The organism is Microbacterium sp. RG1 (assembly GCF_005347485.1).
Taxonomy (GTDB): domain Bacteria; phylum Actinomycetota; class Actinomycetes; order Actinomycetales; family Microbacteriaceae; genus Microbacterium; species Microbacterium binotii_A.
Genome location: NZ_CP034121.1, coordinates 477817 through 503477 on the forward strand (window position 1 = coordinate 477817; position 25661 = coordinate 503477).

A 25661-nucleotide genomic window follows, 5' to 3' on the forward strand; every position below is an offset into this window, starting at 1 on the left:
AGGTACAGTACCCGCATGGTGGCCGACGGCTCAAACTCCTCCCGCGCGCCCCGTCGCTCGAAGACGGACGTCGTGGATGCGGCTCTCGCGCTGCTGGATCGCGTGGGGCTGCCGGACCTGTCGATGCGCCGGCTCGCGGACGAGCTCGGCGTGCAGCCCAGCGCGCTCTACTGGCACGTGGAGAACAAGCAGGAGCTCCTCGCCGCCGTCAGCGCCCGCATCCTCGCGCCCGTGTCCGCCGATGGGGCGCGCGACACGAGACCGCCGCTCGGTGAGGCGGCCCGGATGCTGGGCGAGCGCCTGCACGACCGCCTGCTCGCGCACCGAGACGGCGCCGAGGTCGTGTCCAGCTCCCTCGCGCTCGGGCTGGTGGAATCGCCCCTTCACCTCGTGCTTGCCGAGCGCTATCCGGATGCGGGGCACGCGCCGCAGGTCGTGGCCGACGCCGTCACGCACTTCGTCGTCGGGTACACCTTCCACGAGCAGCAGCGCACCGCCGCCGATGCCCTCGGGGTCGCCTCCGGCACGGCGGCGCTCGCGCCGGAGGGCGCGGCGAGCCGGCGCCCGGATCCCTTCGCCGCGGCGCTCGCGCTCATCACCGCGGCGGCGGACCTCTCGGCCGCTTCGGAGCCCGCAGCGCGCCGGTAGACTCGATCACCGTGTCCGACGCACCCCAGAACGAGATCACTCCCGATGCGGTGAGCACAGCGGTCGATGAGGCCCTGGCCGCCATCGCCGCAGCCGCCGACTCCGCAGCCCTCAAGGCCGCACGCAGTGCCCACGCCGGAGAGGGCTCGCCGCTCGCGCGGCTGAACGCCCGCCTCCGTGACGTCCCGAACGAGCGCAAGGCCGAGTTCGGCAAGCTCGTCGGTCAGGCGCGGGGCCGCGTGAACCAGGCGCTCGCCGCCCGCGAGGCGGAGATCGAGACGGCCGAGACGGCGGCGCGCCTCGAGGCCGAGCGCGTCGACATCACGGCGATCCCGGTCCGCACGCGGGTCGGCGCGCGGCATCCGCTCACGCTCCTGCAGGAGCAGATCGGCGACATCTTCGTCGGCATGGGCTGGGAGATCGCGGAGGGGCCGGAGCTCGAGCACGAGTGGTTCAACTTCGACGCGCTGAACTTCGACGTCGATCACCCCGCGCGCCAGATGCAGGACACGTTCTTCGTCGACCCGGTCGATCGCCACCTCGTCATGCGCACCCACACGAGTCCCGTGCAGGTGCGGTCGATGCTCGAGCGCGAGCTTCCGATCTGCGTCGTGTGCCCCGGCCGGGTTTACCGCACCGACGAGTTCGATGCCACACACCTTCCGGTCTTCAGCCAGTTCGAAGGACTCGTCATCGACAAGGGGATCACGATGGCGCATCTGAAGGGCACGCTCGACCACGTCGCGCGCCAGCTCTTCGGGCCCGAGGCCAAGACGCGCTTCCGCGCCAACTACTTCCCCTTCACCGAGCCCAGCGCCGAGCTCGACCTCTGGCACCCCACCTTCAAGGGCGGCGCCCGATGGATCGAGTGGGGCGGGTGCGGCATGGTCAACCCCAACGTGCTGCGCGCCGCGGGCATCGATCCGCAGGAGTACTCCGGCTTCGCCTTCGGCATGGGGATCGAGCGCACCCTGATGTTCCGCAGCGATGTCCAGGACATGAGGGATATGGCCGAGGGCGATGTGCGATTCAGCGAGCAGTTCGGGATGGTGGTGTGATGCGCGTTCCGCTGTCGTGGTTGCGTGAGTTCGTCGAGGTTCCTGTCCAGGCCTCTCCCGAGGACGTCCTGGCCGCCTTCGTGCGGGTCGGCTTCGAGGAGGAGGACGTCCACCGCTTCGAGCTGCAGGGACCGATCGTCGTGGGCGAGGTGCTCTCGTTCGAGGAGGAGCCGCAGTCCAACGGCAAGACGATCCGGTGGTGCCAGGTGCGCGTCGCGCCCGCGGGTGAGACGGCGGCCGACGGCGGGGCCGACATCCACGGCATCGTCTGCGGCGCCCGCAACTTCTTCCCCGGGGACAAGGTCGTCGTGACCCTGCCCGGCTCGGTGCTTCCCGGGCCCTTCCCGATCGCGGCGCGCAAGACCTACGGCCACGTGTCCGACGGCATGATCGCCTCGGCGAAGGAGCTGGGGCTCGGCAGCGAGCACTCCGGTATCCTCCGCCTCGTCGAGCTCGGGATCGACGCACCCGTCGGCACCGATGCGATCGCGTTGCTGGGACTCGACGACGTCGCCGTCGACATCAACGTGACCCCCGATCGCGGCTACGCGCTCTCGATCCGCGGCGCGGCCCGGGAGTACTCGCACGCGACCGGCGCCGCCTTCCACGATCCCGCCGAGCGCCCGCTCGACGAGCCGGGGGAGGGTTTCCCGCTCGCCGTGTCCGATGAGAACCCGATCCGCGGACGCGCGGGCGTCACGGAGTTCGTCGCCCGCGTCGTGCGGGGCGTCGATGCTTCCCGCCCCACACCGCCGTGGATGATCACGCGCCTCACGCTCGCCGGCATCCGCTCGCTCGGCATCCTGATCGACATCACCAACTACGTGATGCTCGAGCTCGGCAACCCGATCCACGGCTACGACCTCGACAAGCTGACCGGCGGGATCACCGTGCGCCGGGCCCGAGCGGGCGAGAAGCTCGAGACCCTCGACGGGGTCGTCCGCACGCTCGACGCCGAGGACCTGCTGATCACCGACGACTCGGGCCCCATCGGCCTCGCCGGCGTCATGGGCGGCGCCGCCACCGAGATGAGCGACGCCACCACGAACGTGCTGATCGAGGCGGCGATCTTCGATCAGATCTCGATCGCCCGCACGGCCCGTCGCCACAAGCTGCCGTCGGAGGCGTCACGCCGCTTCGAGCGGGGAGTGGACCCGGCCATCCCGTACGCGGCCGCCCAGCGCGTCGTCGAGCTGATGGTGCAGTACGCCGGCGGCACCGCCGACGCGACCGGCGCCGCACTCGGGGCGGAGCTCGAGCGCGAGGCGATCGCGCTCGAGTACGACTTCGTGCCCGGCCTCATCGGCGTCGACTACACGCGAGAGCAGATCGTCGCAGCCCTCGAGCTCATCGGGGCGACGGTGCACGACACCGGTTCGGCGTGGTTCGTCGACGCGCCGACGTGGCGTCCCGACCTCACCGACGCGTGGACGCTCGCGGAGGAGGTCGCCCGCATCGAGGGATACGACCGCATCCCCTCCGTGCTGCCGGTCGCCCCCTCGGGACGCGGCTGGACGCCGGCGCAGCAGGGCCGGCGCCGCGTCTCGAATGCGCTCGCCGCCGCGGGATACGTCGAGACGCCGTCGTTCCCGTTCGTCGCGCGTGAGCAGAACGACCTCCACGGCAGTGCAGACGGGTCCTCGGTGCCGAGCATCAAGCTCGCCAATGCGCTCGACTCGCAGGCGGCGTATCTCCGCCGCTCGCTGGTGCCGGGCCTGCTCCAGGTCGCGCACCGCAACGTCGCACGCGGCCTGGTGGATCTGAGCCTCTTCGAAGCGGGGTCGGTGTTCCTCCCCGAGCCCGGCGTCACGTACGGCACGTCGTTCGTCCCGCCCCTGGCGGTGCGCCCGGATGCGGCGACCCTCGCTCAGCTGGACGGGTCGATCCCGCCGCAGCGCCGCCACGTGGCGGTGCTCGTGGCGGGTGCCGTCGCGCCCAAGCAGCCGGGGCGCTCCGCAGAGGCCGCGGGGCTCAGTGAGGCGCTCGATGCGGTGCGAGTGATCGCGGCCGCAGCGGGTGTGGAGGTGGCCGTCGCGCAGGGACTGCGCGCCGCCCTCCATCCGGGCCGCACCGGCATCGTGTCGGTCGCGGGCACCGTCGTCGGTTATGTGGGCGAGCTTCTCCCCGCCGTCTCCGAGGCCGCCGATCTGCCCGGCCGGATCACCGTGGCCGAGCTGGATCTCGATCTCCTGGTCGAGATCGCGGGCTCGCGCGTCGTCGCCGCGTCGTTGTCGGGCTATCCCGCGGCGACGCAGGACGTCTCCCTCGTGGTTCCCGCTGACGTCGCGGCCGCGGATGTCCGCGCAGCGCTCGTCGACGGAGCCGGAGCGCTGCTCGAGTCGGCGCGGCTGGTGGACGACTACCGTGGCCAGGGGGTGGATCAGGGCTCGAAGAGCCTGACGTTCGCACTGCGCTTCCGCGCGGAGGACCGCACGCTGACCTCGGCGGAGGCGACCGACGCGAAGCTCGCGGGCGTCGCGGTGGCTGCCGAGCGGTTCGGAGCCGTCCTGCGCGACTGAGTTCGGAGGGCCTGCGCCCGCGCGCTCCGCTCAGCGGCTGCCCCAGTTCCATGCGGGGACGTCGAGGAAGCCCTGGTCCTCGACGATCGTGCCGTCGGCACTGCGCGCCAAACGTTGGCCGAGGGCGCCGGCATCCTCGAGCCGGCGAGCGAGCGGGGTCGCGTGGGTGACCACGATCACCTGGGTGCGCCGAGAGGCGGACACGATCAGTTGCGCCAGCGGCGCGAGCAGGCTCTCGTGAAGGCTCGCCTCCGGCTCGTTGAGCACGATGAGCGGCCCCGGGGTCGCGGGCAGAAGCGCGGCGCACAGCAGCAGATAGCGCAGGACACCGTCGCTGATCTCGGCGACGTCGAGCGCACGCAGGAGTCCGGGCTGACGCAGTCGCAGTCGCAGCCGGCCATCTTCCGCGTCGATCTCCACGCGCATACCGGGGAACGCGCGATCGACCTCCGCGTCGAGGGTGTCGCCTGCGCCCGCTTCGCGCACGCTCGCCCACAGCGCCGCGACGTCCTCGCCGCCGTGAGCGAGGGCGCGCGTGCGCGTGCCCACCCGCGGGGAACGTGCGGGAGCATCCGCATCCACCCGGAAATGGTCGTAGAAGCGCCAGCTCGCCAGGGTGCGTCGCAGCGCCAGCAGCTCGGGACCGGTGTCGCCGTCGGCGAGGTCGAGGAGGATGCTCTCGAACGCTGCGAGCGGTTGTCGAAGCGTGGTCCACGACTCCTCGCGCACGCGCGTCGCCGGGCCCCGTCGATCGACGAGCAGCGTCGAGGGCTTGGCGACCGCGCCGGCGAAGACCTGTTCGCGTTTGATCTCGGGATCGCGGGAGAACAGGCTCGCGCTGCCGATCTGAGGCAGCCCGAGATCCACCAGATAGCCGAGCTCGTCGGAGGCGAAGCCCAACCGCACGGCCACGGGGTCGCGCCGCAGGGTGCCTTCGCCGCCGCCGTGCTCGGGACCGGCCCACAGCAACGACGACAAGCCTCCCTCGCGCGCGACCGCTTCGACCATGCCGCCGGTGGCGGCTCCCGCGAGCAGGCGCAGGGCGCGATAGAGATTCGACTTGCCGGTGCCGTTCGCGCCGGTGACGACGGTGAGAGCGCCCAGCGGCACGACGACGTCGCGGAGCGACCGGTACCCGGAGACGGCGATGGTCTGCAGCATCGCTCCAGTCTGGTGGGAGCATCCGACGCGCGCCGAGTTGCGGACACGGTGTGCACGCCGCTATCGTCGGCGCATGTCCTCGGCCCGGTTCCACAGCGCACAGCGCGTGGTCGTGCGCCGACGTCTGGGAGACCGCCGAATCTAGGCGATGCGTGCCGCACCGGTCCGGGTGCGCGGGCGTCGCCGATGCCGCCGGTGCGCGCGAGCGCACAGCTCCCAGACTCTAAGGTGGAACCCATGCCCTATTCGGTCGCCGTATCCGGCGCGTCCGGCTATGCGGGAGGCGAGATCCTCCGCATCCTCTCCGCGCACCCCGACGTCGAGATCCGCACGGTCACCGCGCATTCGAATGCCGGAACCTCGCTGATCTCGCAGCAGCCGCACCTGCGCTCGCTCGCGCACCTCGAGCTCCAGCCGACGACGCCCGAGGTGCTCGCCGGCCACGACATCGTCGTGCTCGCACTGCCGCACGGACAGTCCGGTCAGTACACCGACGCGCTCGCCGAGGTCCCGCTCGTCATCGACGCCGGGGCCGATCACCGGCTCACGTCCGCCGATGCGTGGGCCGCCTTCTACGGCGGCGAGTTCCACGACGCGTGGACCTACGGCGTGCCGGAGCTTCTCGTCGACGGCGCCAAGCAGCGCGAGCGGCTCGTCGGAGCGTCGCGCATCGCCGCTCCCGGCTGCAACGCCTCGACGGTCTCGCTGAGCCTCGCCCCTGGTGTCGCCGCCGGCGTCATCGATGCGGGCGACATCGTCAGCGTCCTCGCCGTCGGCCCTTCCGGCGCCGGGAAGAGCCTCAAGCCGCACCTGCTGGCGAGCGAGATCCTCGGCACGGCCAACCCCTACGCGGTCGGCGGCACGCACCGCCACATCCCGGAGATCCAACAGGCTCTCGCCGGAGCCGGTGCCCGGGGCGACGTGCGCATCTCCTTCACGCCCGTCATCGTCCCGATGTCGCGCGGCATCCTCGCCACCTCCACGGCGCCGATCGCGCCCGGTGTCACCGACGCCGAGATCCGGGAGGCGTGGGAGACGGCCTACGCGGACGAGACGTTCGTGCAGCTGCTGCAGGAGGGGGTGTTGCCCCGCACGGCGGATGTGCTGGGAGCCAACACCGCGCTGCTCGGACTCGCCATCGATCGCGCGGCGAACCGCGTCGTCGTGGTCGCCGCCGTCGACAATCTCGTCAAGGGCACGGCGGGCGCCGCCGTGCAGTCCATGAACATCGCGCTCGGTCTTCCCGAACACCGGGCGCTCACCGTGAACGGAGTCGCGCCGTGACCGTCACCGCCCCCGCAGGATTCGAGGCGGCCGGTGTCGCCGCCGGCCTGAAGTCGACCGGCAAGTCCGACGTGGCCGTCGTCGTCAACCGCGGACCTCTCAAGGTCGGCGCCGCGGTCTTCACCTCCAACAGGGCCAAGGCCAACCCCATCCTGTGGTCGGAGCAGGTCATCACCGATGGCGTCGTCGAGGCCATCGTGCTGAACTCCGGCGGCGCGAACTGCTTCACGGGCTCCTTCGGTTTCCAGACCACCCACCAGACCGCCGAGAGAGCGGCCGAGCTGCTCGGCGTCGCGCCCGGCGACATCCTGGTGTGCTCGACCGGTCTGATCGGAACCGGTGACGAGGCGTTCCGCGCGAAGGTCCTCCAGGGCGTGGAGGCGGGTGTCGCCGCGTTGTCCGCCGACGGAGGTCCGGATGCGGCGCACGCCATCATGACCACCGACTCCGTCGCGAAGACGAGCGTGTACGCCGGCGACGGCTGGACGATCGGCGGCATCGCCAAGGGCGCGGGCATGCTCGCGCCGGGGCTTGCCACGATGCTCGTGGTCATCACGACGGATGCGGTGCTGACGGCATCCGACGCCGACGCGCACCTCCGCGCCGCGACCCACGTGAGTTTCGACCGCCTCGACTCCGACGGCTGCATGTCGACGAACGACCAGGTGAGCCTGCTCGTCAGCGGCGCGAGCGGTGTCGAGCCGGATCCGGCGGCCTTCCGCGCGGGGCTGGTCGCGCTGTGCGACGACCTGGCACGGCAGCTGCAGGGCGACGCCGAGGGCGCGAGCCACGACATCACCATCCGCGTCGTGCACGCCGCATCCGAGGAGGACGCCGTCGAGGTGGGGCGCTCCATCGCCCGCAACAACCTCTTCAAGGCGGCGATCTTCGGCAACGACCCGAACTGGGGCAGGGTGCTGGCCGCGATCGGCACCACGCAGGCCGCCTTCGACCCCTACGACGTCGACGTCTGGATGAACGGCGTGCGGGTCTGCTCCGCCGGCGGTCCCGACGCCCCGCGCGAAGAGGTCGATCTGGCTCCCCGCGCGACCGACCTCGTCGTGGACCTGAAGGTCGGCGACGTCGAGGCGACGATCCGCACCAACGACCTCACGCACGACTACGTCCACGAGAACAGCGCGTACTCCTCATGACAGGTATCGATCTGCAAGACACCGACCCCGCCGCCGCGAGCGCGAAGGCCGAGACGCTCATCGAGTCGCTGCCGTGGCTCAAGCGCTACCGCGAGCAGATCGTGGTCGTGAAGTACGGCGGCAACGCGATGGTCTCCGATGAGCTCCAGGACGCCTTCGCGGCCGATATCGCCTACCTCCGCTACGTCGGCGTGAAGCCCGTCGTCGTGCACGGCGGCGGACCACAGATCTCCAACATGCTGGACAGACTGGCCATCCCGAGCGAATTCAAGGGTGGCTACCGCGTCACGTCCACGGAAGCGATCACGGTCGTGCGCATGGTGCTCACCGGTCAGATCAACCCGCAGCTCGTCGCCAAGATCAACGCGCACGGTCCGGTCGCGACCGGACTCTCGGGCGAGGATGCGGGACTGTTCGGCGGGCGCCGCCGCGGCGTCGTCGTCGACGGCGCCGAGCACGATCTCGGCCGGGTGGGCGATGTGGTCTCGGTCGACCCGCAGCCGATCATCGACCAGCTCGAGGCCGGGCGCATCCCCGTCGTGTCCTCCATCGCGCCGGATCTCGATCACACCGGTCATTCGCTCAACGTGAACGCGGATGCGGCCGCGGCTGCTCTCGCCGTGGCGCTAGGCGCCGTGAAGCTCGTCGTGCTGACCGACGTGCCCGGCCTCTACGCGGACTGGCCCAACCGCGATTCGCTCGTGTCGCATCTGACCTCCGCCGAGCTGGAGGAGATGCTCCCGCGTCTGGAGTCGGGGATGATCCCGAAGATGCAGGCCTGCCTCGACGCGGTCACGGGCGGCGTGCCCACCGCGGCGATCATCGACGGACGGGTGCCGCACTCGGTGCTCGTCGAACTCTTCACTCAGAAAGGCATCGGAACAGAGGTGGTGGCGTGATGGCCGAACAGTCTGTGACCCCGTGGCAGGACGACGCCGGACGCGACCTCGTCCGCAACGTCGGCGACCGTATGGCGCTGTTCGTGCGCGGTGAGGGCGCCTACCTCTGGGACGAGGACGGTCGCCGCTACCTCGATTTCCTCGCCGGCATCGCCGTCGACGCCCTCGGCCACGCCCACCCGGTGTTCGTGGACGCCGTCGCCTCGCAGGCGGCCCGTCTCGCGCACGTGTCGAACTACTTCGCGACGCCGCCGCAGCTCGCGCTCGCGGCGCGCCTGAAGCGCCTGTCCGGCGCCGGCGAGACGGGGCGTGTCTACTTCGGCAACTCCGGCGCCGAGGCCAACGAGGCGGCGTTCAAGCTCGCTCGCCTCCATGGCGGTGCCGAGCGCCCCCGCATCCTGGCGCTCAACGGCGCATTCCACGGCCGCACGATGGGCACTCTCGCGCTCACCGGGAAGCCCGCCATGCAGGAGCCGTTCCTGCCGATGGTGCCCGGCGTCGAGTTCCTCGACTCGACCATCGAGGCGCTGGAGGCGGCGATGGACGAGCGCGTGGCCGCACTGTTCGTCGAGCCCATCAAGGGCGAGGCGGGCGTCCTGCCGTTGCCTGCGGGCTATCTCGAGGCGGCGCGGGAGATCACCGCGCGCCACGGCGCGCTGCTCATCGTCGACGAGATCCAGACCGGTGCGGGTCGCACCGGTGCGTGGTTCGGATTCCAGCACGCCGGCATCACCCCCGACGCGATCACGGTCGCCAAGGGCATCGGCGGAGGGTTCCCGATCGGCGCGCTGATCACCTTCGGCGCGGCCAGCGACCTGTTCTACCCCGGAACGCACGGTTCGACCTTCGGAGGAAACGCTCTGGGCACCGCCGTGGCCGGCGCCGTGCTCGAGGAGATCGAGCGTGCAGGTCTTGTCGAGGCCGCGGCTGTGCGCGGTGCGCAGGTGAGGGAGGCGATCGCGGGGATCGAGTCCGACCTGATCGAGGGCGTGCGCGGGCAGGGGCTGCTCCTCGGTGTGGCGCTCACGCATCCCGTCGCACCGGCCGTCGTCGCCGCGGCCCAGCAGCACGGGCTCGTCGTCAACGCGCCCAACGACCAGACCATCCGCATCGCACCGCCGCTCACCATCGGCGATGTCGAGATCGACGAGTTCACCCGGCTCTTCTCCGCCGCGCTGGCCACGGTGGCCGACGCCCTGCTCCTGAAGAGCGCACCGCCCGACACGGAGGCCCACGCATGACCCGTCACCTGCTGCGCGACGACGACCTGACCAGCGCCGAGCAGGGAGAGATCCTCGACCTGGCGCTCGAGTTGAAAGCGGACCGCTGGGCGGCGAAGCCGCTCGCAGGTCCCCAGACCGTCGCGGTGATCTTCGACAAGTCCTCCACGCGCACGCGTGTCTCGTTCGCTGTCGGCATCGCCGACCTCGGCGGCTCTCCGCTGATCATCTCGACCGCCAACAGCCAGCTCGGAGGCAAGGAGACACCCTCCGACACGGCGCGCGTGCTCGAGCGTCAGGTGGCGGCGATCGTCTGGCGCACCTACGCGCAGGCGGGACTCGAGGAGATGGCGCGGGGCACCCGTGTGCCCGTCGTCAACGCGTTGAGCGACGACTTCCACCCCTGCCAGTTGCTCGCCGATCTGCTGACGATCCGCGAACACAAGGGCGAGCTCAAGGGCTTGACCCTCGCCTTCTTCGGCGACGGCCGTTCGAACATGGCGCATTCGTACGCGCTGGCGGGTGTCACCGCCGGGATGCACGTGCGCGTCGCGTCTCCCGAGTCCTATGCGCCCCGTGAGGACGTCGTGGCCGACGCCGACCGCCGCGCCGCCGAGACCGGGGGGTCGCTCACCCTGCTCACGGATCCCCTGGAAGCCGCGGCAGGTGCCGACATCGTCGTCACCGACACGTGGGTGTCGATGGGCAAGGAGGAGGAGAAGCTCGCGCGTCTTCGGGACCTCGGTGCCTACAAGGTGACCGAGGAGACGATGGCCCTCGCCGATCCCGGTGCGATCTTCATCCACTGCCTCCCGGCCGACCGAGGCTACGAGGTCGATGCCGCCGTGATCGACGGGCCGCAGAGCGTCGTGTGGGACGAAGCCGAGAATCGTCTGCACGCCCAGAAGGCGTTGCTTGTCTGGCTGCTGCGCCAGAGCTGATCGGAACCCGCGGGAATGAGGCGGGCACTGGCGCGACTGATCGGACCTGACCGTCTGGGCGGGATCGATCTCGCCCGCGGCCTCGCGGTCATCGGGATGCTCGCCGCTCACCTGCTGACGATCGAGGAGCCCTTCGAGCTGACGCGCCCCCAGACGTGGCTCGACATCGTGAACGGACGATCGTCGATCCTGTTCGCCGTTCTCGCGGGGGTGTCCGTCGCCCTGACCACGGGGGGAACCTCGCCCGTCGCGGGGGAGCGGTTGCGCGTGGCGCGTGGTCGCCTGCTCGTGCGAGCGGGCCTCATCTGGGTGCTCGGCATCCTGCTGATCCTCACGGGCGTGCCCGTCTACGTGATCCTGCCGGCCTACGCCATCCTGTTCCTGCTGGCACTGCCGCTCCTGCGCCTCCCCGCCGGCATCCTGTTCGCGGTGGCCGCGGCCCTTCTGCTCGTCATGCCGTTGGTTCAGGCGGCGCTCGGGCTTCTGCCTTTCTGGGACACCGCGGCGGGGGAGAGCGTCGCGCTCGTCATCGGCTGGGCCTACCCGTTCCCGCTGTGGATCGGATTCCTCGTTCTCGGTCTCGCGCTCGGGCGCACCGACCTGCGCGATGCGCGCGTCGCGGCGATCCTCGTCGTGATGGGGATCGGGACCGCCGTGTTCGCCTACGGCGCGGGCGGCCTCGCGGCGCCCGTGACCGTCGCATCCGACTACTGGGGCATCGTGCTGAGCACGCACCCGCACTCGGGTGGCCTGCCCGAGGTCGTCGGCGGCGCGGCGACCGCGGTCGCGGTCCTGGGAGGATGCCTGCTCATCGCACGCACTCCCGTGACGTGGTTGCTGCTGCCGCTGCGCGCGACCGGGTCGATGCCGTTGACGGCGTACACCGCGCAGTTGCTCATCTGGGCGGTGTGGGCTCTGCTCGCACTCGGCGAGACCGGGGCGCTCTGGGAGTTCCGGGAGCTCGAGCCGTTCTGGCCGTTGACGATCGTGGTCGTGGTCGGGTGCACACTGTGGGCGCTGACGATGGGGCGGGGGCCGCTCGAACGGCTCTTCGCCTGGGTCGCGCGCCGCAGCGTGCGCACAGTCGCCGAGCGTGCTCGGTAGGCTGGACGGGTGAACGACGCGCCCCACGACGCCACCCACCGCGGTTCCCTGTGGGGAGGCCGTTTCGCTTCTGGCCCCTCGCCCGAGCTCGCCGCGCTCAGCCGATCCACGCACTTCGACTGGGTCCTCGCGCCGTACGACCTCGCCGGCTCGCACGCGCACGCCGCAGCCCTGGAGGCCGCGGGCTACCTCGACGCCGACGAAGCGCGACGCATGCACGCGGGACTGGATGCCCTGGCCGCGGCCGTTGCGGACGGACGTCTGGTACCCGCCGACGGCGACGAGGATGTGCATGGCGCCCTCGAGCAGGCGCTGATCGCCGAGGTCGGTCCCGAGCTCGGCGGAAAGCTGCGTGCCGGACGCAGCCGCAACGACCAGATCGCCACTCTGGTTCGCCTGTACCTGCTCGATCATGCCGCCGTCATCGCGCGTGATCTCGTCCGGCTGATCGATGCGATCGTCTCGCAGGCCGAGGCGCACGCGGATGCCGCCATGCCCGGACGCACCCACTTGCAGCACGCTCAGCCCGTGCTGCTCGCCCACCACCTGCAGGCGCACGCCTGGCCGCTCGTCCGTGACCTCGAGCGCCTGCGGGACTGGGGCGTCCGCGCCCGTGTCTCCCCGTACGGCGGTGGAGCGCTCGCGGGCTCGACGCTGGGACTCGACCCGCAACTCGTCGCCGAACACCTTGGTCTCGACCGACCGGCGGAGAACTCGATCGACGGCACGAGCTCGCGCGACGTGGTGGCCGAGTTCGCCTTCATCACCGCCATGATCGGGGTCGATCTCTCCCGCTTCGCCGAGGAGATCATCGTCTGGAACACGCGCGAGTTCGGCTTCGTGAGACTCGACGACGGCTTCTCCACGGGGTCGAGCATCATGCCGCAGAAGAAGAACCCCGACATCGCGGAGCTTGCGCGCGGAAAATCCGGCCGGCTCATCGGCAACCTCTCGGGTCTGCTCGCGACGCTCAAGGCGTTGCCGCTCGCGTACAACCGCGACCTGCAGGAGGACAAGGAGCCGGTGTTCGACTCGGTCGCCACCCTCGAGCTCGTGTTGCCCGCCTTCGCCGGCATGGTGGCGACCGCCCGCTTCGACACCGAGCGGATGGCGGAGCTCGCACCTCAGGGATTCTCGCTCGCGACGGACGTGGCCGAATGGCTCGTCAAGCGCGGCGTCCCGTTCCGCGAGGCGCACGAGATCTCGGGTGCGCTGGTTCAGGCGTGCGAGCAGCGCGGAATCGAACTGCACGACGCGGACGACGCGCTGCTGGCCGAGGTCTCGCCTCGTCTGGAGCCCGGCGTGCGCGAGGTGCTGACCGTGCCGGGGTCGCTGGCCAGCCGGGACGGTTTCGGCGGAACGTCGCCGCGGCGCGTGGCCGAGCAGCGCGTCGATCTCGTCTCTCGCACGCAGACGCTCGCGCGCGAACTCGGCATCTGAGCGCGGCCGGGCTCTCGCCCCGGTAACCCACGCCTCGCCCGCCCGACCTCTGCCGTTCACCTGCAGGACGGCGCGCGTCGACCTGCGCCCGCCACGCTTCGGACGCGCCCCTCTGCTCAGGTGCGCTTCGAAGGAGAGACGATGCCTGCGCACTTCCTGTACGCGCGGTTCCCGGAGCGGTCGCATCGCGCCGCGGTCGACTGGTTGCGCGCCGTCGCCGATGTGCTGGCCATGCACGGTGACAGCGTCCGCGTCACGGATGCTGCGGCCCCCGTCGGCGGGACGGTGGTCGGCTGGCGTCTTCTGACCGAGAATCACCGTGAGCTGGGACGTAGCGCCCGGTTGGCCGCATCCGAGGCGGCGGCGCGCGCCGACGTCGCCCGGCTCATCGGCGTCGCCCACCGGCTCAACGTCCGCTCCGACCCGGAGCCGGGCCTGCGTACCACCGGATGGTTCGTCGTCCTCGACGAGGAGATCATCATGATCGGCGCCCGCCGCTACGAGAACCGCTCCGTCGCGCGCAATGCCGGTGCACTCGCGGTGCGGCTGCTCGTGGCGATGCAGGAGGAGACCCGGTCCGACTCGTCCTCCGAGCTCGTGCGGTGAGCGACATGCTCCTGGCGGGGCGCTTCCGGCTGCGTTCGCTCCTGGGCAGCGGCGGAACGGCCTCGGTCTTCGCCGCCGACGACACCCGCACCGGCGAGAGGGTCGCGCTCAAGCTCCTTCATCCGCACCTGGCCGAAGACCCCGCGCGCTGGGAGGCCTTCTTTGAGGAGGTGAACGCCGCGCGGGCCGTCGACCACGAGAACATCGCCAGGGTTCTGGACGCGGGTGTCGCCGACGATGGGACCACGGTGGTGTGGATCGCCATGGAGCTCGCTCAGGGGGTCACTCTCATCGACCACGTCCGCGAGAGGGGGCCGCTGGAGCCCTCCAGAGCCCGGGACGTCGCGGACCGCGTCCTCGCCGCCTTGAGCGCCGCCCACGCGCAGTCGGTGGTGCATCGCGATGTCACACCGGCGAACATCATGATCGAGCCGGATGCGTCGGATGCCGACTTCGGCCGGAGCGTCACGCTGCTGGATTTCGGTCTCGCCGACGTGCCGGGGCGACCCACCGTCGGTGCCGACGCCCTCCTGTCGGGGGCCGAGGGCGCGGTGGAGGGCGTGGTGGCGAGCGTCGCGTATGCCTCGCCGGAGCAACTGGGGGGAGCGCCGGTGACGGAGGCGAGCGATCTCTACCAGGTCGGGGCCGTCCTGTTCTTCATGCTCACCGCCCGTCCGCCCTACGCCGGTGATGCGGCAGAGATCGCCCGTGCGCACCTGGCAGCGCCCCCGCCGCTGCCATCCGCTCGTCGACGGGGGGTCCCGCGGGCCCTCGACCGCGTCGTGGCGACGGCGATGCTGAAGGATCCCGCCGATCGCTATCCGGATGCCGAATGGATGCGGGCGGCTCTCGCATCCCCTCCGGTCGCCGAGGTCTCCGACGCGGTGACCGCACCCACCCGCCACTACCGCACGGTGGTGCCCGCATCCACGGACGGGACAGTCGCGGTCCACGCCCGCGCCGCAGCGCAGCCGGTCTCCACGCCGCTGCGGGGACGGTGGCCGTTGTGGACCGCGGCAGTCGCAGCCACATCGTGCGTGGTCGCCGTGATCGCCGTCTCGGCAGCTGCGGGCTCGGCTCCCTCCGCGGTTCCCTCGCGCCCAGCCCCGACCGCCGTCGCCCTCGCCGGCCCGGAGCCGACAGTGACCGAGACGACGTCGCCTCCGCCGACGACTGTTCTCGTGCCTCAGCTCGCCGGGCTCACTCTGACCGACGCCGCCCGCGTCCTCGAGAGTGCGGGGCTGCGGGTCGGAGATCTCGTCCGCGTCGATGCCGCCGCAGCGGCCGACGTCGTGCTCGGCGCCGAGCCGGCGGAAGGGTCTGCGGGCGAGCTCGGTTCGTCCGTCTCGCTACGGGTGGCGACGGGCAACAACGCGGTGCCGCCTGTGACGGGGATGACGCTCGCCGACGCCGAGGCGGCCGTCGTCGCGGCGGGCTTCCGGCCCGGCACGGAGTACAGCGGTCGCGGGGCCGGCGGCGTCGCGCTCGCGATCTGGCCCGCGGCGGGTGAACTGTTGCCGTTCGGCTCCGCCGTCACGCTCGTCGCAGCGCGCCCCGAGCCTTCCCCGACGCCGGTGCCGACACCCACGCCGACGCCATCGCCGTCGATGTCGACGTCGCCCACCCTCGCCCCGCCCCTCCCATGAACCGGCGGCACCCGCGGCACCAGAGCACGTCACCCGCAGGTCATGTCTGCGGCATCCGACATTCATGTCGCGGGGTGATGCTGGCGACCAAGCCCTGGGGAGGGCTCCGCCTGCCCGAAAGACGGAGGAAGAGTTGAGCGACGCCACCACGGAGGTCATCGCGCCGAGCGCGAGCACCTCGACCGCGCCGCGGCGGTCACTGCGGTCGCGACCGGTCCTGGGCGACCGGGTGTTCCGCACCGTCGCCTACGCCGCCGGCGGAACGACGGTCGCGATCATGCTCGCTGTGGGGGTGTTCCTCACGGCACGCGGCGGGCAGGCCCTCAGCACTTCGGGATTCTCCTTCCTGTGGACCCAGCGCTGGGAACCGCAGGAAGGCGTCGCGGGCTCTTTCGGCATCGCGGCCGTGTTGTTCGGCACGATCACGATCGCGGTCGTGGCGCTGGCCTTCTCGTTCCCCCTGGCGCTGGGCACGGCGCTGTTGATCAGCGAGGCGCTGCCCGGTGGTGTCAAGCGGGCCATGGTGACGATCGTCGACCTGATGGCTGCGGTCCCGAGCGTCGTCTTCGGTCTGTGGGGCGTGCAGTTCCTGCAGGAGAACGCCGTCCCCGTCGCGCAGTGGATCTCCACCTATTTCGGCTGGATCCCCGTCTTCGCGGTGACCGAGGACGGGCAACGTCTGACGGAGGCCAGTGCCTACACCTCGTCGGCGTTCATCGCGGGCATGGTCGTGGCGCTCATGGTTCTGCCGACGCAGACCTCGATCATGCGCGAAGCCTTCTCGCAGGCCCCGATCGGAGAACGCGAAGGAGCGCTCGCGCTGGGATCGACGCGCTGGGGCATGATCCGCACCGTCGTGCTGCCCTTCGGCCGCGGCGGCATCATCGGCGGGATGATGCTGGGCCTCGGTCGCGCGCTCGGCGAGACCATCGCGGTGTACATGATCATCTCTCCCATCTTCACGATCAACTGGGAGGTCCTGAAGACCGGGTCGAACTCGGTCTCGGCGCTGATCGCGCTGCGGTACGGCGAGTCGAGCGAGTTCGGGCTCTCGGCTCTCATGGCGGCCGGTCTCGCGCTGTTCCTGATCACGCTCGTGATCAACTTCACGGCGTCCTCGATCGTGGCGCGGTCCCGTTCCGGAGCGGAGAGCACCTGATGACCCTGATCGATGACGCGGCCCCCTCCCGGGACGCAGCGGATCCGTCCACGCGGTCCGCGGGCGAACCACGGACCCGTGTGCCGGTCGAACAGTCGGATCAGGCGAGACCGGAGCGACGCCGGCCGGGCCGGGCCTCGCTCTCGGACGGCTACGACCTCGTCGGCGCGATGCTGGCGGGTGTCTCGGTGGCGACGTTGCTGTTCGGATGGATCGCACCTCTGACAGGCCCCGTGGGGTGGGTGGCGGTGGCGTTCGTGGTGTTCATCGCCACCTACGCGGCTCTGGTCTCCCTCACCGCCGACCGGCTGGCCGTCATCAACCGGGTGGTCACCGTCCTCCTCTACAGCGCGGGTCTGGTCGTGCTCGCCGCGCTCGTGTTCGTGGCGGTGTACACGCTCGCTCGCGGGGTGCCGGCGCTGTCGAATCTCTCCTTCTTCGTGGAGACCATGCGCTTCGCCGGACCCCTCGATCCGCTGTCGGTCGGCGGCATCTCCCACGCGGTGGTCGGAACACTGATCCAGATCGGCATCGCGCTGGCCATCACGGTTCCGCTGGGGATCACGACGGCGGTCTTCCTCAACGAGATCGGCGGCCGTTTCGCCCGCTTCGTCCGCACCGTCTCGGACGCGATGACCGCTCTGCCCTCGATCGTGGCGGGTCTGTTCGTCTACGCGGCGATCATCACCCTGATCACCAAGGAGCGCTCCGGTTTCGCCGCATCCATCGCGATCACCGTGATGATGCTCCCGATCGTGATCCGTTCCGCCGACGTCGTGCTGCGGCTCGTGCCACATCAGCTTCGCGAAGCCTCCTACGCTCTCGGGTCGTCCCGGTGGCGAACGGTGTGGCGGGTCGTCCTGCCCACCTCGCGTTCCGGGCTCGCGACCGCCGTCATCCTCGGCACGGCGCGGGGGATCGGTGAGACCTCGCCCGTACTGCTCACGTCGGGGGTCACGGCCCAGATGAACACCGATCCGTTCTCGGGGCCGATGATCTCCCTCCCACTCCAGGTGTTCACCTTCGTGCAGTCACCCGAGCCGAACATGGTGGCGCGCGGGTTCGGTACGGCGGCGGTGCTCATCCTCCTCGTGCTCAGCCTGTTCGTCATCGCGCGGCTGATCGGCGGTCGAGGCGCGGGCGTGCTCTCCGAGGGGCAGCGCCACCGTGCGGCGCGCCGTTCGCGCGAGGACCTCATGCGTATCACCCGCCGCCCCGCTCTCTTCGAGGCCGCCGCCCCGGCGCTCTCCACCCGTTCCCAGGAGAACCCGTGAACCGCCCCCACCGCCGTGTCCTGCACGCCGCCCTCGCCGCCCTCATCGTCGGCACCGCCGCACTCGGCGGCACATCGGCCGCACGCGCCGACACGTACGTCGCCATCTCCGGTTCCGGTTCCACGTGGTCGCAGAACGCCCTGGATCAGTGGCGCCGCAACGTCGCCAACAACTACGGCATGACGATCAGCTTCAACGGCACCGGTTCCTCGGCCGGGCGCAACGACTTCATCCGCGAGACGGTCGACTTCGCGGTCAGTGAGATCCCCTTCCAGGCGAGCCCGGAGGACGGTTCTCCCGCCGAGGTGTCCACGCGGCCCTACGCGTACCTGCCCATCGTGGCCGGTGGCACGTCCCTCATGTACAACCTGAAGATCGGCGGCAAGCTCGTCACCGACCTGCAGCTTCCCGGCGACCTCGTCGCGAAGATCTTCACGGGCCAGATCACCCGCTGGAACGATCCCGCCATCCAGTCGGAGAATCCTCGCCTGGTCCTGCCCGACCGCTCGATCACGCCCGTCGTCCGCTCCGACGGATCGGGGTCGACGGCGCAGTTCACGAAGTGGATGTCGACCCAGTACCCGCAGATCTGGGGAACGGGCATGACCTCGCAGTTCCCGCCGTCGTTCAACTTCAAGGCACAGAGCGGATCGCTCGGCGTCTCCGGGTACGTGGCCAACCCCACCAACGGGGAAGGTTCCCTCACCTACGTGGAGTACTCCTATGCCATGAAGTCCGGTTTTCCGGTCGTGAAGCTCAAGAACGTCGCGGGCAACTACGTGGAGCCGACCGCGGCGAACGTCGAGATCGCTCTGCGTGAGGCGCGGATCAACGAGGACCAGTCCTCGCCGGACTACCTGACGCAGATCCTCGACGGCGTCTACAACAACGCCGACCCCTCGGCGTATCCGCTCTCGAGCTACTCCTACATGATCGTGCCGACCCAGGTCGGCGGGATCTTCACCGAGCGCAAGGGCTACACGCTGGGCGCATTCGTCAAGTACATCGTGTGCGAGGGCCAGAAGCAGGCCGGCGCCCTGGGGTACTCACCGTTGCCGAACAACCTCGTGAAGGCCGCGTTCGACCAGATCTCCCGCATCCCGGGGTCGAACGTCGGGCCCTACAACGCGGACTCCTGCAGCAATGCGGGCGCGGGAGAGGGCACAGCGCCGGCGGCGGGCACCGACGGAGGTGGCGCGTCCGGTGCTGCTGCCGCCGCCGCGGCGTCGACCGGAGGAGCCGCCGCCGCAGGCGCCGCGTCGGACGCGGTCTACGACGCGAACGGCAACCTCGTCTCGGGTTCCGGAGCCGCGGGAACGGCGGTCTCATCGCCCTTCACACTCGCCTCCGAGAGCTGGGGTCCTTCGCAGACGGGGATGCTCGTCGCGGTGGTGCTCGTGGTCGTGGCCCTCCTCGCGCCGCCGCTGCTGCTGCGCGGGCGTGGGCGCGGCCGCTGACGCCCGCGGCACCCGCCGTTCACCTGCCGGAAGGCAACCCGACGGCCGGCGGATCCGGTCATTCCCGGTGCGGACACAGCCGATTCGCACGGGATTCCTAACGTGTGGTGTGGTCGCTGGGGCGGCCGGAACTGGGGTGTTCTCGTGGTCCGAAACGGACTCGTCCGCACGTGGGTGCGATCCTTCGCGGCAGGCGTCGTGACCTGCGTGGCGGTGCTGTCGGTGTCGCTCGCCGTCACGGGCGCAGCGCGCGCGGAGGATGCCTCTTCGTCGTCGGCAGTGACCGTGACGGCCAAGGATCAGGACATCTACCTCGGCGACGCGCCGATGCCCGATCTCAAGGTCACCGTCTCGCAGACCGCCGACCTGGTCGCGCAGGCAGTCTCGGTCTCGTGGACCGGCGGTAAGGCGTCCACCCTGCCGAGCGGTCAGACCGGCGGCGAGAACTTCCTCCAGATCATGCAGTGCTGGGGAGACGTCATCAACGACGACGCCGAGTACCTCCCTTCCCGCACGACCTGCCAGTTCGGCGGGTTCGCCACTCCGGGTGCGCGCCGGGACGACGGCCGCGCTTCCGCCGACGCGATCGCGCCGGAGGATGCCCGCTACTCCTATTTCGGCAAGGGCGGGTTGGACGGCTCCTACACCGGCATCCCCTTCCGTACCGTTCCGGACGCCAACACCGGCGTCTCGGACGTGGTGCGCAGCATCGACGATGACAATCAGCGGATCCCGGGCGTCAACCTGAACGAGAACGCCTACTTCACCCGGTACACGACCAACGAGATCCCCTGGGCGGGCTCGAACAGCTCCGGAACCGGAGCCGTGACCTTCGAGCTGCAGACCGCCCTGCAATCACCGGGCCTCGGTTGCGGCGCGGCCGTGACCGGGGCCGACGGCTCGGTCACCGGACAGCCGTGCTGGCTCGTCGTGGTTCCGCGAGGTGCAGGCACGAACACGGCCTCCCCGCTGTTCTGGGAGCAGTGGAAGCACCGAATCGCTGTGCGGCTGGACTTCCAGCCCGTGGGCACGCACTGCGCCATCGGTGTCGGTGAGCAGCAGTTGGCCGGTTCCGAGCTCGCGAGCGACGCGGTCTCCTCGTGGCAGCCGAATCTCTGCGGCGCCGAGGACGGCGATGCCTACACCCTCATCACGACGACCGACATGGACGCGGCGGAGAGCGCGAACACCGTGGCCGACTCGCCGCTCGCACTGACGTCGCAGCCCGTCCGCCCCCGCGAGGGCGAGGCGGATTCGCTCACATACGCCCCCATCGCGCTCACCGGCGTCGCGGTGACCTTCGCGGTCGATCGCTATCCATCAGCCGTGGCCGCGCCGGAGGAACAGGATGCGGCGCGGCGCCCGTTCGAGGAGATGAACCTCACGCCGCGCCTGCTGGCGAAACTGCTCACGTCGAGCTACACGGACGCGCTGCCGACGAACGCCGACACGAGCCATCTCGGTCGCAATCCGCGCAACATCGTCTTCGACCCGGAGTTCCTCTCGGTGAACCCGACCTGGCGTGACCAGGCCATCGTGAGCCCGGCAGTCGCCGACCTCATGGTGCCGCTCGGGCGTTCCGGCTACGCGCGAGCGGTGTGGAACTACATCCTGGCGGACGATGAGGCGGCCGCTTTCCTCGCGGGCGAAGCGGATCCGTGGGGCATGAAGGTGAACCCCTACGCGTCCACGGACGCGAACGTCAACCCGACCGGCAATGCGCTCGAACTGCCGCGCGATGACTTCCCCAAGGTCGATCCGGAGGAGGCGTACGCGGGAGAGCCGCGTGTGCTCAACTCCGTCGCGTGGCGGCCGTACACCAACGATCTCGTCTCGGGGGCCTACTACGCGCTCCGCGGCGACGGACTGAACGTGGGGGAGTGGGATCCGATCGCGCAACCGCCGAAGTGGCAGCGCAAGGCGCGTGATCTGGTCGGTGACCGCAAGGTCATCGCGATGACCGACACCTCGTCCGCCCACCGTTATCAGACGGTCACCGCGAGGCTGCGTAACGCCGCGGGAACGTTCGTCGCCCCGGACACCTCGAACATCCTGGCCGCTGCGTCGCTGATGACCGCCTCCGAAGCGCAGCCGCAGGTCCTCGCTCTCGACCCGTTCTCCGCGGCTGTGCGTGCCGACGAGAACGCGTACCCGCTCGCCATCCCGGTCTACGCGGCGACGAACACGTCTCTCAACTCGGACACGGTGGCGGCCAGCTACGCGCGCTTCATCCGCTTCGCGGCGAAGGACGGACAGACACCGGGCAACCTCCAGGGGCAGCTGCCCGAGGGGTACGCGCCGTTGCCGGCGGCGTGGCGCACGCAGGCGCTCGCCGCCGCCGACGCCATCGACGCGAAAGCGCCGGCGCCGGCACCCACTCTCCGTCCCACTCCGGCAGCGCCTGCGCCCGTGGCCGCGCCCGCGTCCGCGGTCGCGCCCGCTGCGCCGGTCGCGGCCGCCCCGAACCCCGTCGCGTCCGGGGCGGCATCCGGGGCGCTGTCCGCGGGCGCGACACCGGACGACCCCGAGACCGGCGCGCTGACCCAGGCGCTTCCGATGAGCCTGCTCGCCGGCGTCGCCGCCGCAGGTGCTGTCCCCTTCGTCGGCCGGTTGCGCCGACGCCTCTGACCTCTCTTCCGCATCACCCTTCTCACCCGACAGAAAGAGAACACCATGAAGTTCAAGCGGCTTGCTGCCGTGACCGCGGCGCTCGGCGTCGTCGTCGCGGGCGGGTTCGTGGCGGGCTCGGCGAACGCCGAGGTCGTGTCCAACAGTTATGTGCTCGTCGGCTCCGACACCCTCCAGGATGCTGCCAACGCGCTCGCCAACGGCACCTCGGTGACCGGCTCCACCGTCCGCGTCAAGACCACCGGTGGTGACACGATCGGTTCGTTCGACGCGTTCCCGTCCACGGGGGCGGGCAGCCAGATCCAGACGAAGTCCGGCGGACCGTACTTCCAGCGCCCCTCGGGCTCGGGCAACGGCGTGACGGCGCTGCGTGCCTCGATCACCGGCACCGCCTACAACGGCAAGATCATCACCGGCCAGGTCGACATCGCCCGTTCCTCCAGCGGCCCCGGCACCAACCAGAACGCCGACGGCAAGCTCGCTTATGTGCCGTTCGGCCGCGACGCCGTGTCCTACATCTACAAGGGAGGCACGGCCGCATGGGCGAACCTCACCGCCGCACAGCTGAAGCAGATCTACGAGGGCACGCTGACCTCCATCGACGGTGTCGCCGTGAACCCCCGCCTCCCGCAGAACGGCTCGGGAACGCGCTCCTTCTTCCTCGGCGCCATCGGCAACCCGAGCCTGAAGGCGGGCATCGACTCGAACAACACCACCCCTGAGAACGACGCCACCGTGCTGGCCGCCGGGGAGATCATCCCGTTCTCGGTCGCCAGCTGGACCGCTCAGGTGACCGGGGCTGCCGGTGTGAACACGGTCGCCGCGTCGACGGGTGTCTCGCTGGGCAGCGCCGTGTCGGGGACCGCGGCCGTGACCGGTTCGGGTGCGAGCACCGTGCCGAACGCCGCCTACTACGCGAACACGACGTTCGGTCGCGACACCTACCTCGTGGTCGAGCGCGCGCGCATCACCCCCGGCGACGCGAAGTACGACGCCTCGCTCGCGGCCCTGGTCGACCCGAGCAGAACCACGAGCCTCACCAACTTCACCGGCGGTCTGGCGGGCACCCCCCGTCGCGTCAAGGAGAAGTTCGGATTCCTCGCGCCGTCGCAGACGGCACCCCTCTTCGCATTCGTGACCCTCTGAGCCCGAACCCCAAAGGACATCTCGACATGAAACTCTCGATCACCAAGGTCGCGGCCGCAGGCCTCGCCCTCTCGCTCGGACTCGGCGTCGCCGGGTTCGGTGCCAGCGCCGCATCCGCGGCCGTCGGCGACTGGACGCCGAACGGCACGCCCGAGCCCTACTTCCTCTATTCGCTGGACACCGGCGTCGTGGTGCCCTCGGGCACGCAGCTCGAGTACACGACCGGACTCGTGGGAGCGCCCAGCGCCACCGACCCCGACCAGCGATTCGCCGATGCGCCCGCCGACGCCGAGTCGACCTACATCTTCATCTCGCCCCGGGGCAAGGAGTCCTCGATCAGCGACTGGGCGACGCGCGTCGACATCGGCTTCGAGCCGGGCACGAAGCGCGTCCTGCAGGCGCCCGCCGCGCTCAACCAGTTCCCCGGCGCCTCGTTCGCACCCATCAAGGCCGCCGGTGGCGACTACAGCATGGGTATCGCGTACACGAAGAACAACGGCGTGACGTTCGTGGGTCTCGGCGCCTTCGCCTACATCCACGTCACGGCGGGTACGGCCGACTGGACGTACGAGTACCCGACGCAGGGGACCACGCCCACCGACCCGACCGATCCCACGGGGCAGATCGTGATCGAGGCTCCCGTGGCCGCTCCTGTCGATGGGGCGCTCTCGCTGAGCATCCCCACCGGCGAGAAGGCCACTCTGGGCTCGGCCACGCTCGACAACGCCGGCCAGTCGGTGTCCACCGGCACCTTGCCCACCTTCCAGGTCAGCGACGAGCGCTACGCGACCAAGCCGGGCTGGACGGTGAACACCTCGGTGGCCACCTTCACCAGCGGGTCGAACACCATCGATCCCACCGCCTTGGCGATCGTCCCGGCGGTCAAGAGCACCACGACCGCCACGGGCGTCTCCGCCGTGTCGGCACTCACCGGGGCGTCGGAAACGAAGTTCGCCGAGGCGCCCGCGGGCGCCGGAACGGGCAAGACCGACCTGTCGGCCGCGCTGACGCTGACCGCTCCGCTGGGAACCCCGGCGGGCACCTACACCTCGACGATGACGGTCACCGTCGTCTCGAAGTGAGTTCCCGGGGGTGGGGCGCCCGGCGCGTCCCACCCCCACCGCCGCGCTCGGGCCCGCGCCCGGGCGCGGCGAATCGCTTGCCCCTGTTCGCCGCCCGTTCACCGCGTGGACCCGCGGCGGTCAGCCAGATATGGAGTAAATGATCCGTGTTCGAGACCCGAACCCGAACGGGTGCCCTTGCGCTGCGCGCGATCATCGCGCTGTCGGCGACGCTTCTGACGGCAGGCCTTTGCACCATCGTCGCGCCCTCGGTTGCGCGCGCCGACGACACCGAGGCCATCGCCGGCGGTCCCTGCGACGACACCGGAGCCGCTGACGGTCGTTCGCGGTTCACCTATGATGCGGCACCCGGGCAGGAGGTCGCGGATTGCTATCGCGTACAGAACACCGGCACGACGGCGCAGCGGGTCACCGTGTACGCCACCGACGCGTTCAACACCGAGGAAGGGGACTTCGCCCTCCTGGACGCGAACGCGGCAGCCAGTGACTCCGGTTCCTGGGTCGTGCTCGAGGACGGCTCGACGCGGATGCAGTTCGAGCTCGCTCCGGGAGATGCTCGAGCGATCCGCTTCACGCTGAAGGTCCCGGCCGACGCGCCTCCCGGAGATCACGCCGGCGGACTCATCGTGTCCTCCCAGTCGCCGTCTGATCAGATCCTCGTAGATCGCCGGGTGGGCACACGCATGTACGTGCGCGTCGCCGGCGACCTGCAGTCGCTCCTGAACATCACGGGGATGACGGCGACGTACAACCCATCGCTCAATCCGTTCGACGGCTCGGCGAGCGTGACGCTGACCGTCACGAACGAAGGCAACGTCGCCCTCGCGCCGACCCTGGTGCTGATGGCGAAGAGCTTCTTCGGCACGGACCTCGTCGAGCGTCGGCTCGAGAACCTCGACGAGCTCCTGCCGGGCGCCTCCCGCACCGTCACGTACGATCTCGGCCCGATCGGGCAGTACGTGTACGTCGACGCGACCGCATCCCTGTACTCACGAGGCGATCAGACGGGCGCAACGGGCCAGGCGCCGCCTGCTCCGCAGGTGGATCGCGAGGCGGCGTTCTGGGCCGTGCCGTGGATCGTCGTCGCCCTCCTCGTGCTCGGCGGGCTCTTCGTGGTGTACCTGCGGTGGAGACGTCGCCGGGATGACAAGCGGGCCGCCGAGTGGATGGCGTTCACACGCGCGGAAGCCGAGCGGGCCGTCGCGGAGCGCGAGACCGTCGGAACGGGGAGCTGA

At 70.5% G+C, this 25661-nt stretch carries 20 protein-coding genes; 19 read left to right on the plus strand and 1 reads right to left on the minus strand.

The genetic code is table 11. The features are described 5' to 3' along the window. Positions 1–15 precede the first annotated feature (15 nt). The 3 genes from EHF32_RS02220 to pheT are packed head-to-tail and all read left to right on the plus strand — an operon-like array spanning position 16 to position 4225. A complete protein-coding gene (locus EHF32_RS02220; protein ID WP_137416610.1) occupies positions 16–648 on the plus strand; it encodes a TetR family transcriptional regulator in 633 nt (210 codons plus the stop codon). 11 nt (positions 649–659) lie between these two features. Next, positions 660–1706, plus strand: a complete 1047-nt coding sequence (gene pheS, locus EHF32_RS02225; protein WP_137416611.1) for a phenylalanine--tRNA ligase subunit alpha — start codon at positions 660–662, stop codon at positions 1704–1706. After that, a complete protein-coding gene (pheT, locus tag EHF32_RS02230; protein ID WP_137416612.1) occupies positions 1706–4225 on the plus strand; it encodes a phenylalanine--tRNA ligase subunit beta in 2520 nt (839 codons plus the stop codon). Before pheS ends, pheT begins: the two co-directional genes overlap by 1 nt. A 30-nt stretch (positions 4226–4255) precedes the next feature. On the opposite strand, the gene EHF32_RS02235 is transcribed toward pheT, so the two are convergent. Then, on the minus strand, positions 4256–5386 hold the full coding sequence (locus tag EHF32_RS02235; RefSeq protein ID WP_137416613.1) for an AAA family ATPase: 1131 nt from the start codon (positions 5384–5386) through the stop codon (positions 4256–4258). Between the two features lie 237 nt (positions 5387–5623). Here EHF32_RS02235 and argC point away from each other — a divergent pair, with 237 nt between their 5' ends. The 16 genes from argC (at position 5624) to EHF32_RS02310 (ending at position 25661) form a co-directional block, all read left to right on the plus strand. Then, positions 5624–6670, plus strand: a complete 1047-nt coding sequence (gene argC / locus EHF32_RS02240; RefSeq protein WP_137416614.1) for an N-acetyl-gamma-glutamyl-phosphate reductase — start codon at positions 5624–5626, stop codon at positions 6668–6670. After that, positions 6667–7824: a bifunctional glutamate N-acetyltransferase/amino-acid acetyltransferase ArgJ gene (gene argJ, locus EHF32_RS02245; RefSeq protein WP_137416615.1), complete on the plus strand. Its 1158-nt coding sequence runs from the start codon at positions 6667–6669 to the stop codon at positions 7822–7824. Before argC ends, argJ begins: the two co-directional genes overlap by 4 nt. After that, positions 7821–8723, plus strand: a complete 903-nt coding sequence (argB, locus tag EHF32_RS02250; RefSeq protein WP_137416616.1) for an acetylglutamate kinase — start codon at positions 7821–7823, stop codon at positions 8721–8723. Before argJ ends, argB begins: the two co-directional genes overlap by 4 nt. Next, positions 8723–9964, plus strand: coding sequence for an acetylornithine transaminase (locus EHF32_RS02255; RefSeq protein WP_137416617.1), 1242 nt, complete (start codon positions 8723–8725; stop codon positions 9962–9964). Before argB ends, EHF32_RS02255 begins: the two co-directional genes overlap by 1 nt. After that, complete coding sequence (gene argF / locus EHF32_RS02260) at positions 9961–10884, plus strand: ornithine carbamoyltransferase (protein WP_137416618.1); 924 nt, start codon at positions 9961–9963, stop codon at positions 10882–10884. The genes EHF32_RS02255 and argF overlap by 4 nt, the downstream gene beginning before the upstream one ends. A gap of 15 nt (positions 10885–10899) precedes the next feature. Further along, on the plus strand, positions 10900–11988 hold the full coding sequence (locus EHF32_RS02265) for a heparan-alpha-glucosaminide N-acetyltransferase domain-containing protein (protein WP_137416619.1): 1089 nt from the start codon (positions 10900–10902) through the stop codon (positions 11986–11988). 9 nt (positions 11989–11997) lie between these two features. Then, positions 11998–13428 carry an argininosuccinate lyase gene (gene argH, locus EHF32_RS02270; protein WP_137416620.1) on the plus strand — a complete coding sequence of 477 codons (1431 nt, stop codon included), beginning with the start codon at positions 11998–12000 and terminating at the stop codon, positions 13426–13428. Between the two features lie 141 nt (positions 13429–13569). After that, the gene (locus EHF32_RS15705; RefSeq protein WP_161594050.1) at positions 13570–14034 is read left to right on the plus strand and encodes a hypothetical protein; all 465 of its coding nucleotides are present in this window, start codon (positions 13570–13572) and stop codon (positions 14032–14034) included. A gap of 5 nt (positions 14035–14039) precedes the next feature. Next, the gene (locus tag EHF32_RS02275; RefSeq protein ID WP_238343865.1) at positions 14040–15680 is read left to right on the plus strand and encodes a protein kinase domain-containing protein; all 1641 of its coding nucleotides are present in this window, start codon (positions 14040–14042) and stop codon (positions 15678–15680) included. A 133-nt stretch (positions 15681–15813) separates the two neighbouring features. Continuing rightward, on the plus strand, positions 15814–16839 hold the full coding sequence (gene pstC / locus EHF32_RS02280; protein WP_238343770.1) for a phosphate ABC transporter permease subunit PstC: 1026 nt from the start codon (positions 15814–15816) through the stop codon (positions 16837–16839). After that, positions 16839–18113: a phosphate ABC transporter permease PstA gene (gene pstA / locus EHF32_RS02285; protein WP_137416623.1), complete on the plus strand. Its 1275-nt coding sequence runs from the start codon at positions 16839–16841 to the stop codon at positions 18111–18113. The genes pstC and pstA overlap by 1 nt, the downstream gene beginning before the upstream one ends. After that, on the plus strand, positions 18110–19570 hold the full coding sequence (gene pstS, locus EHF32_RS02290) for a phosphate ABC transporter substrate-binding protein PstS (RefSeq protein ID WP_238343771.1): 1461 nt from the start codon (positions 18110–18112) through the stop codon (positions 19568–19570). The genes pstA and pstS overlap by 4 nt, the downstream gene beginning before the upstream one ends. Before the next feature lie 144 nt (positions 19571–19714). Beyond that, on the plus strand, positions 19715–22198 hold the full coding sequence (locus EHF32_RS02295; RefSeq protein WP_137416624.1) for a hypothetical protein: 2484 nt from the start codon (positions 19715–19717) through the stop codon (positions 22196–22198). A gap of 45 nt (positions 22199–22243) precedes the next feature. Beyond that, complete coding sequence (locus EHF32_RS02300) at positions 22244–23344, plus strand: hypothetical protein (RefSeq protein WP_137416625.1); 1101 nt, start codon at positions 22244–22246, stop codon at positions 23342–23344. Between the two features lie 26 nt (positions 23345–23370). Continuing rightward, positions 23371–24426 carry a hypothetical protein gene (locus tag EHF32_RS02305; protein ID WP_137416626.1) on the plus strand — a complete coding sequence of 352 codons (1056 nt, stop codon included), beginning with the start codon at positions 23371–23373 and terminating at the stop codon, positions 24424–24426. 146 nt (positions 24427–24572) lie between these two features. Next, entirely contained in the window at positions 24573–25661 is a 1089-nt protein-coding gene (locus EHF32_RS02310; protein ID WP_137416627.1) for a WxL protein peptidoglycan domain-containing protein, read from the plus strand.

Coding starts and splice junctions, on each gene's coding strand:
- argC (WP_137416614.1), top strand. CDS start 5,624: ATGCCCTATTCGGTCGCCGTATCCGGCGCGTCCGGCTATGCGGGAGGC.
- argB (WP_137416616.1), top strand. CDS start 7,821: ATGACAGGTATCGATCTGCAAGACACCGACCCCGCCGCCGCGAGCGCG.
- EHF32_RS02265 (WP_137416619.1), top strand. CDS start 10,900: ATGAGGCGGGCACTGGCGCGACTGATCGGACCTGACCGTCTGGGCGGG.
- pstA (WP_137416623.1), top strand. CDS start 16,839: ATGACCCTGATCGATGACGCGGCCCCCTCCCGGGACGCAGCGGATCCG.
- EHF32_RS02305 (WP_137416626.1), top strand. CDS start 23,371: ATGAAACTCTCGATCACCAAGGTCGCGGCCGCAGGCCTCGCCCTCTCG.
- pheT (WP_137416612.1), top strand. CDS start 1,706: ATGCGCGTTCCGCTGTCGTGGTTGCGTGAGTTCGTCGAGGTTCCTGTC.
- EHF32_RS02220 (WP_137416610.1), top strand. CDS start 16: ATGGTGGCCGACGGCTCAAACTCCTCCCGCGCGCCCCGTCGCTCGAAG.
- EHF32_RS02300 (WP_137416625.1), top strand. CDS start 22,244: ATGAAGTTCAAGCGGCTTGCTGCCGTGACCGCGGCGCTCGGCGTCGTC.
- EHF32_RS15705 (WP_161594050.1), top strand. CDS start 13,570: ATGCCTGCGCACTTCCTGTACGCGCGGTTCCCGGAGCGGTCGCATCGC.
- EHF32_RS02255 (WP_137416617.1), top strand. CDS start 8,723: ATGGCCGAACAGTCTGTGACCCCGTGGCAGGACGACGCCGGACGCGAC.
- EHF32_RS02235 (WP_137416613.1), bottom strand. CDS start 5,386: ATGCTGCAGACCATCGCCGTCTCCGGGTACCGGTCGCTCCGCGACGTC.
- EHF32_RS02275 (WP_238343865.1), top strand. CDS start 14,040: ATGCTCCTGGCGGGGCGCTTCCGGCTGCGTTCGCTCCTGGGCAGCGGC.
- argF (WP_137416618.1), top strand. CDS start 9,961: ATGACCCGTCACCTGCTGCGCGACGACGACCTGACCAGCGCCGAGCAG.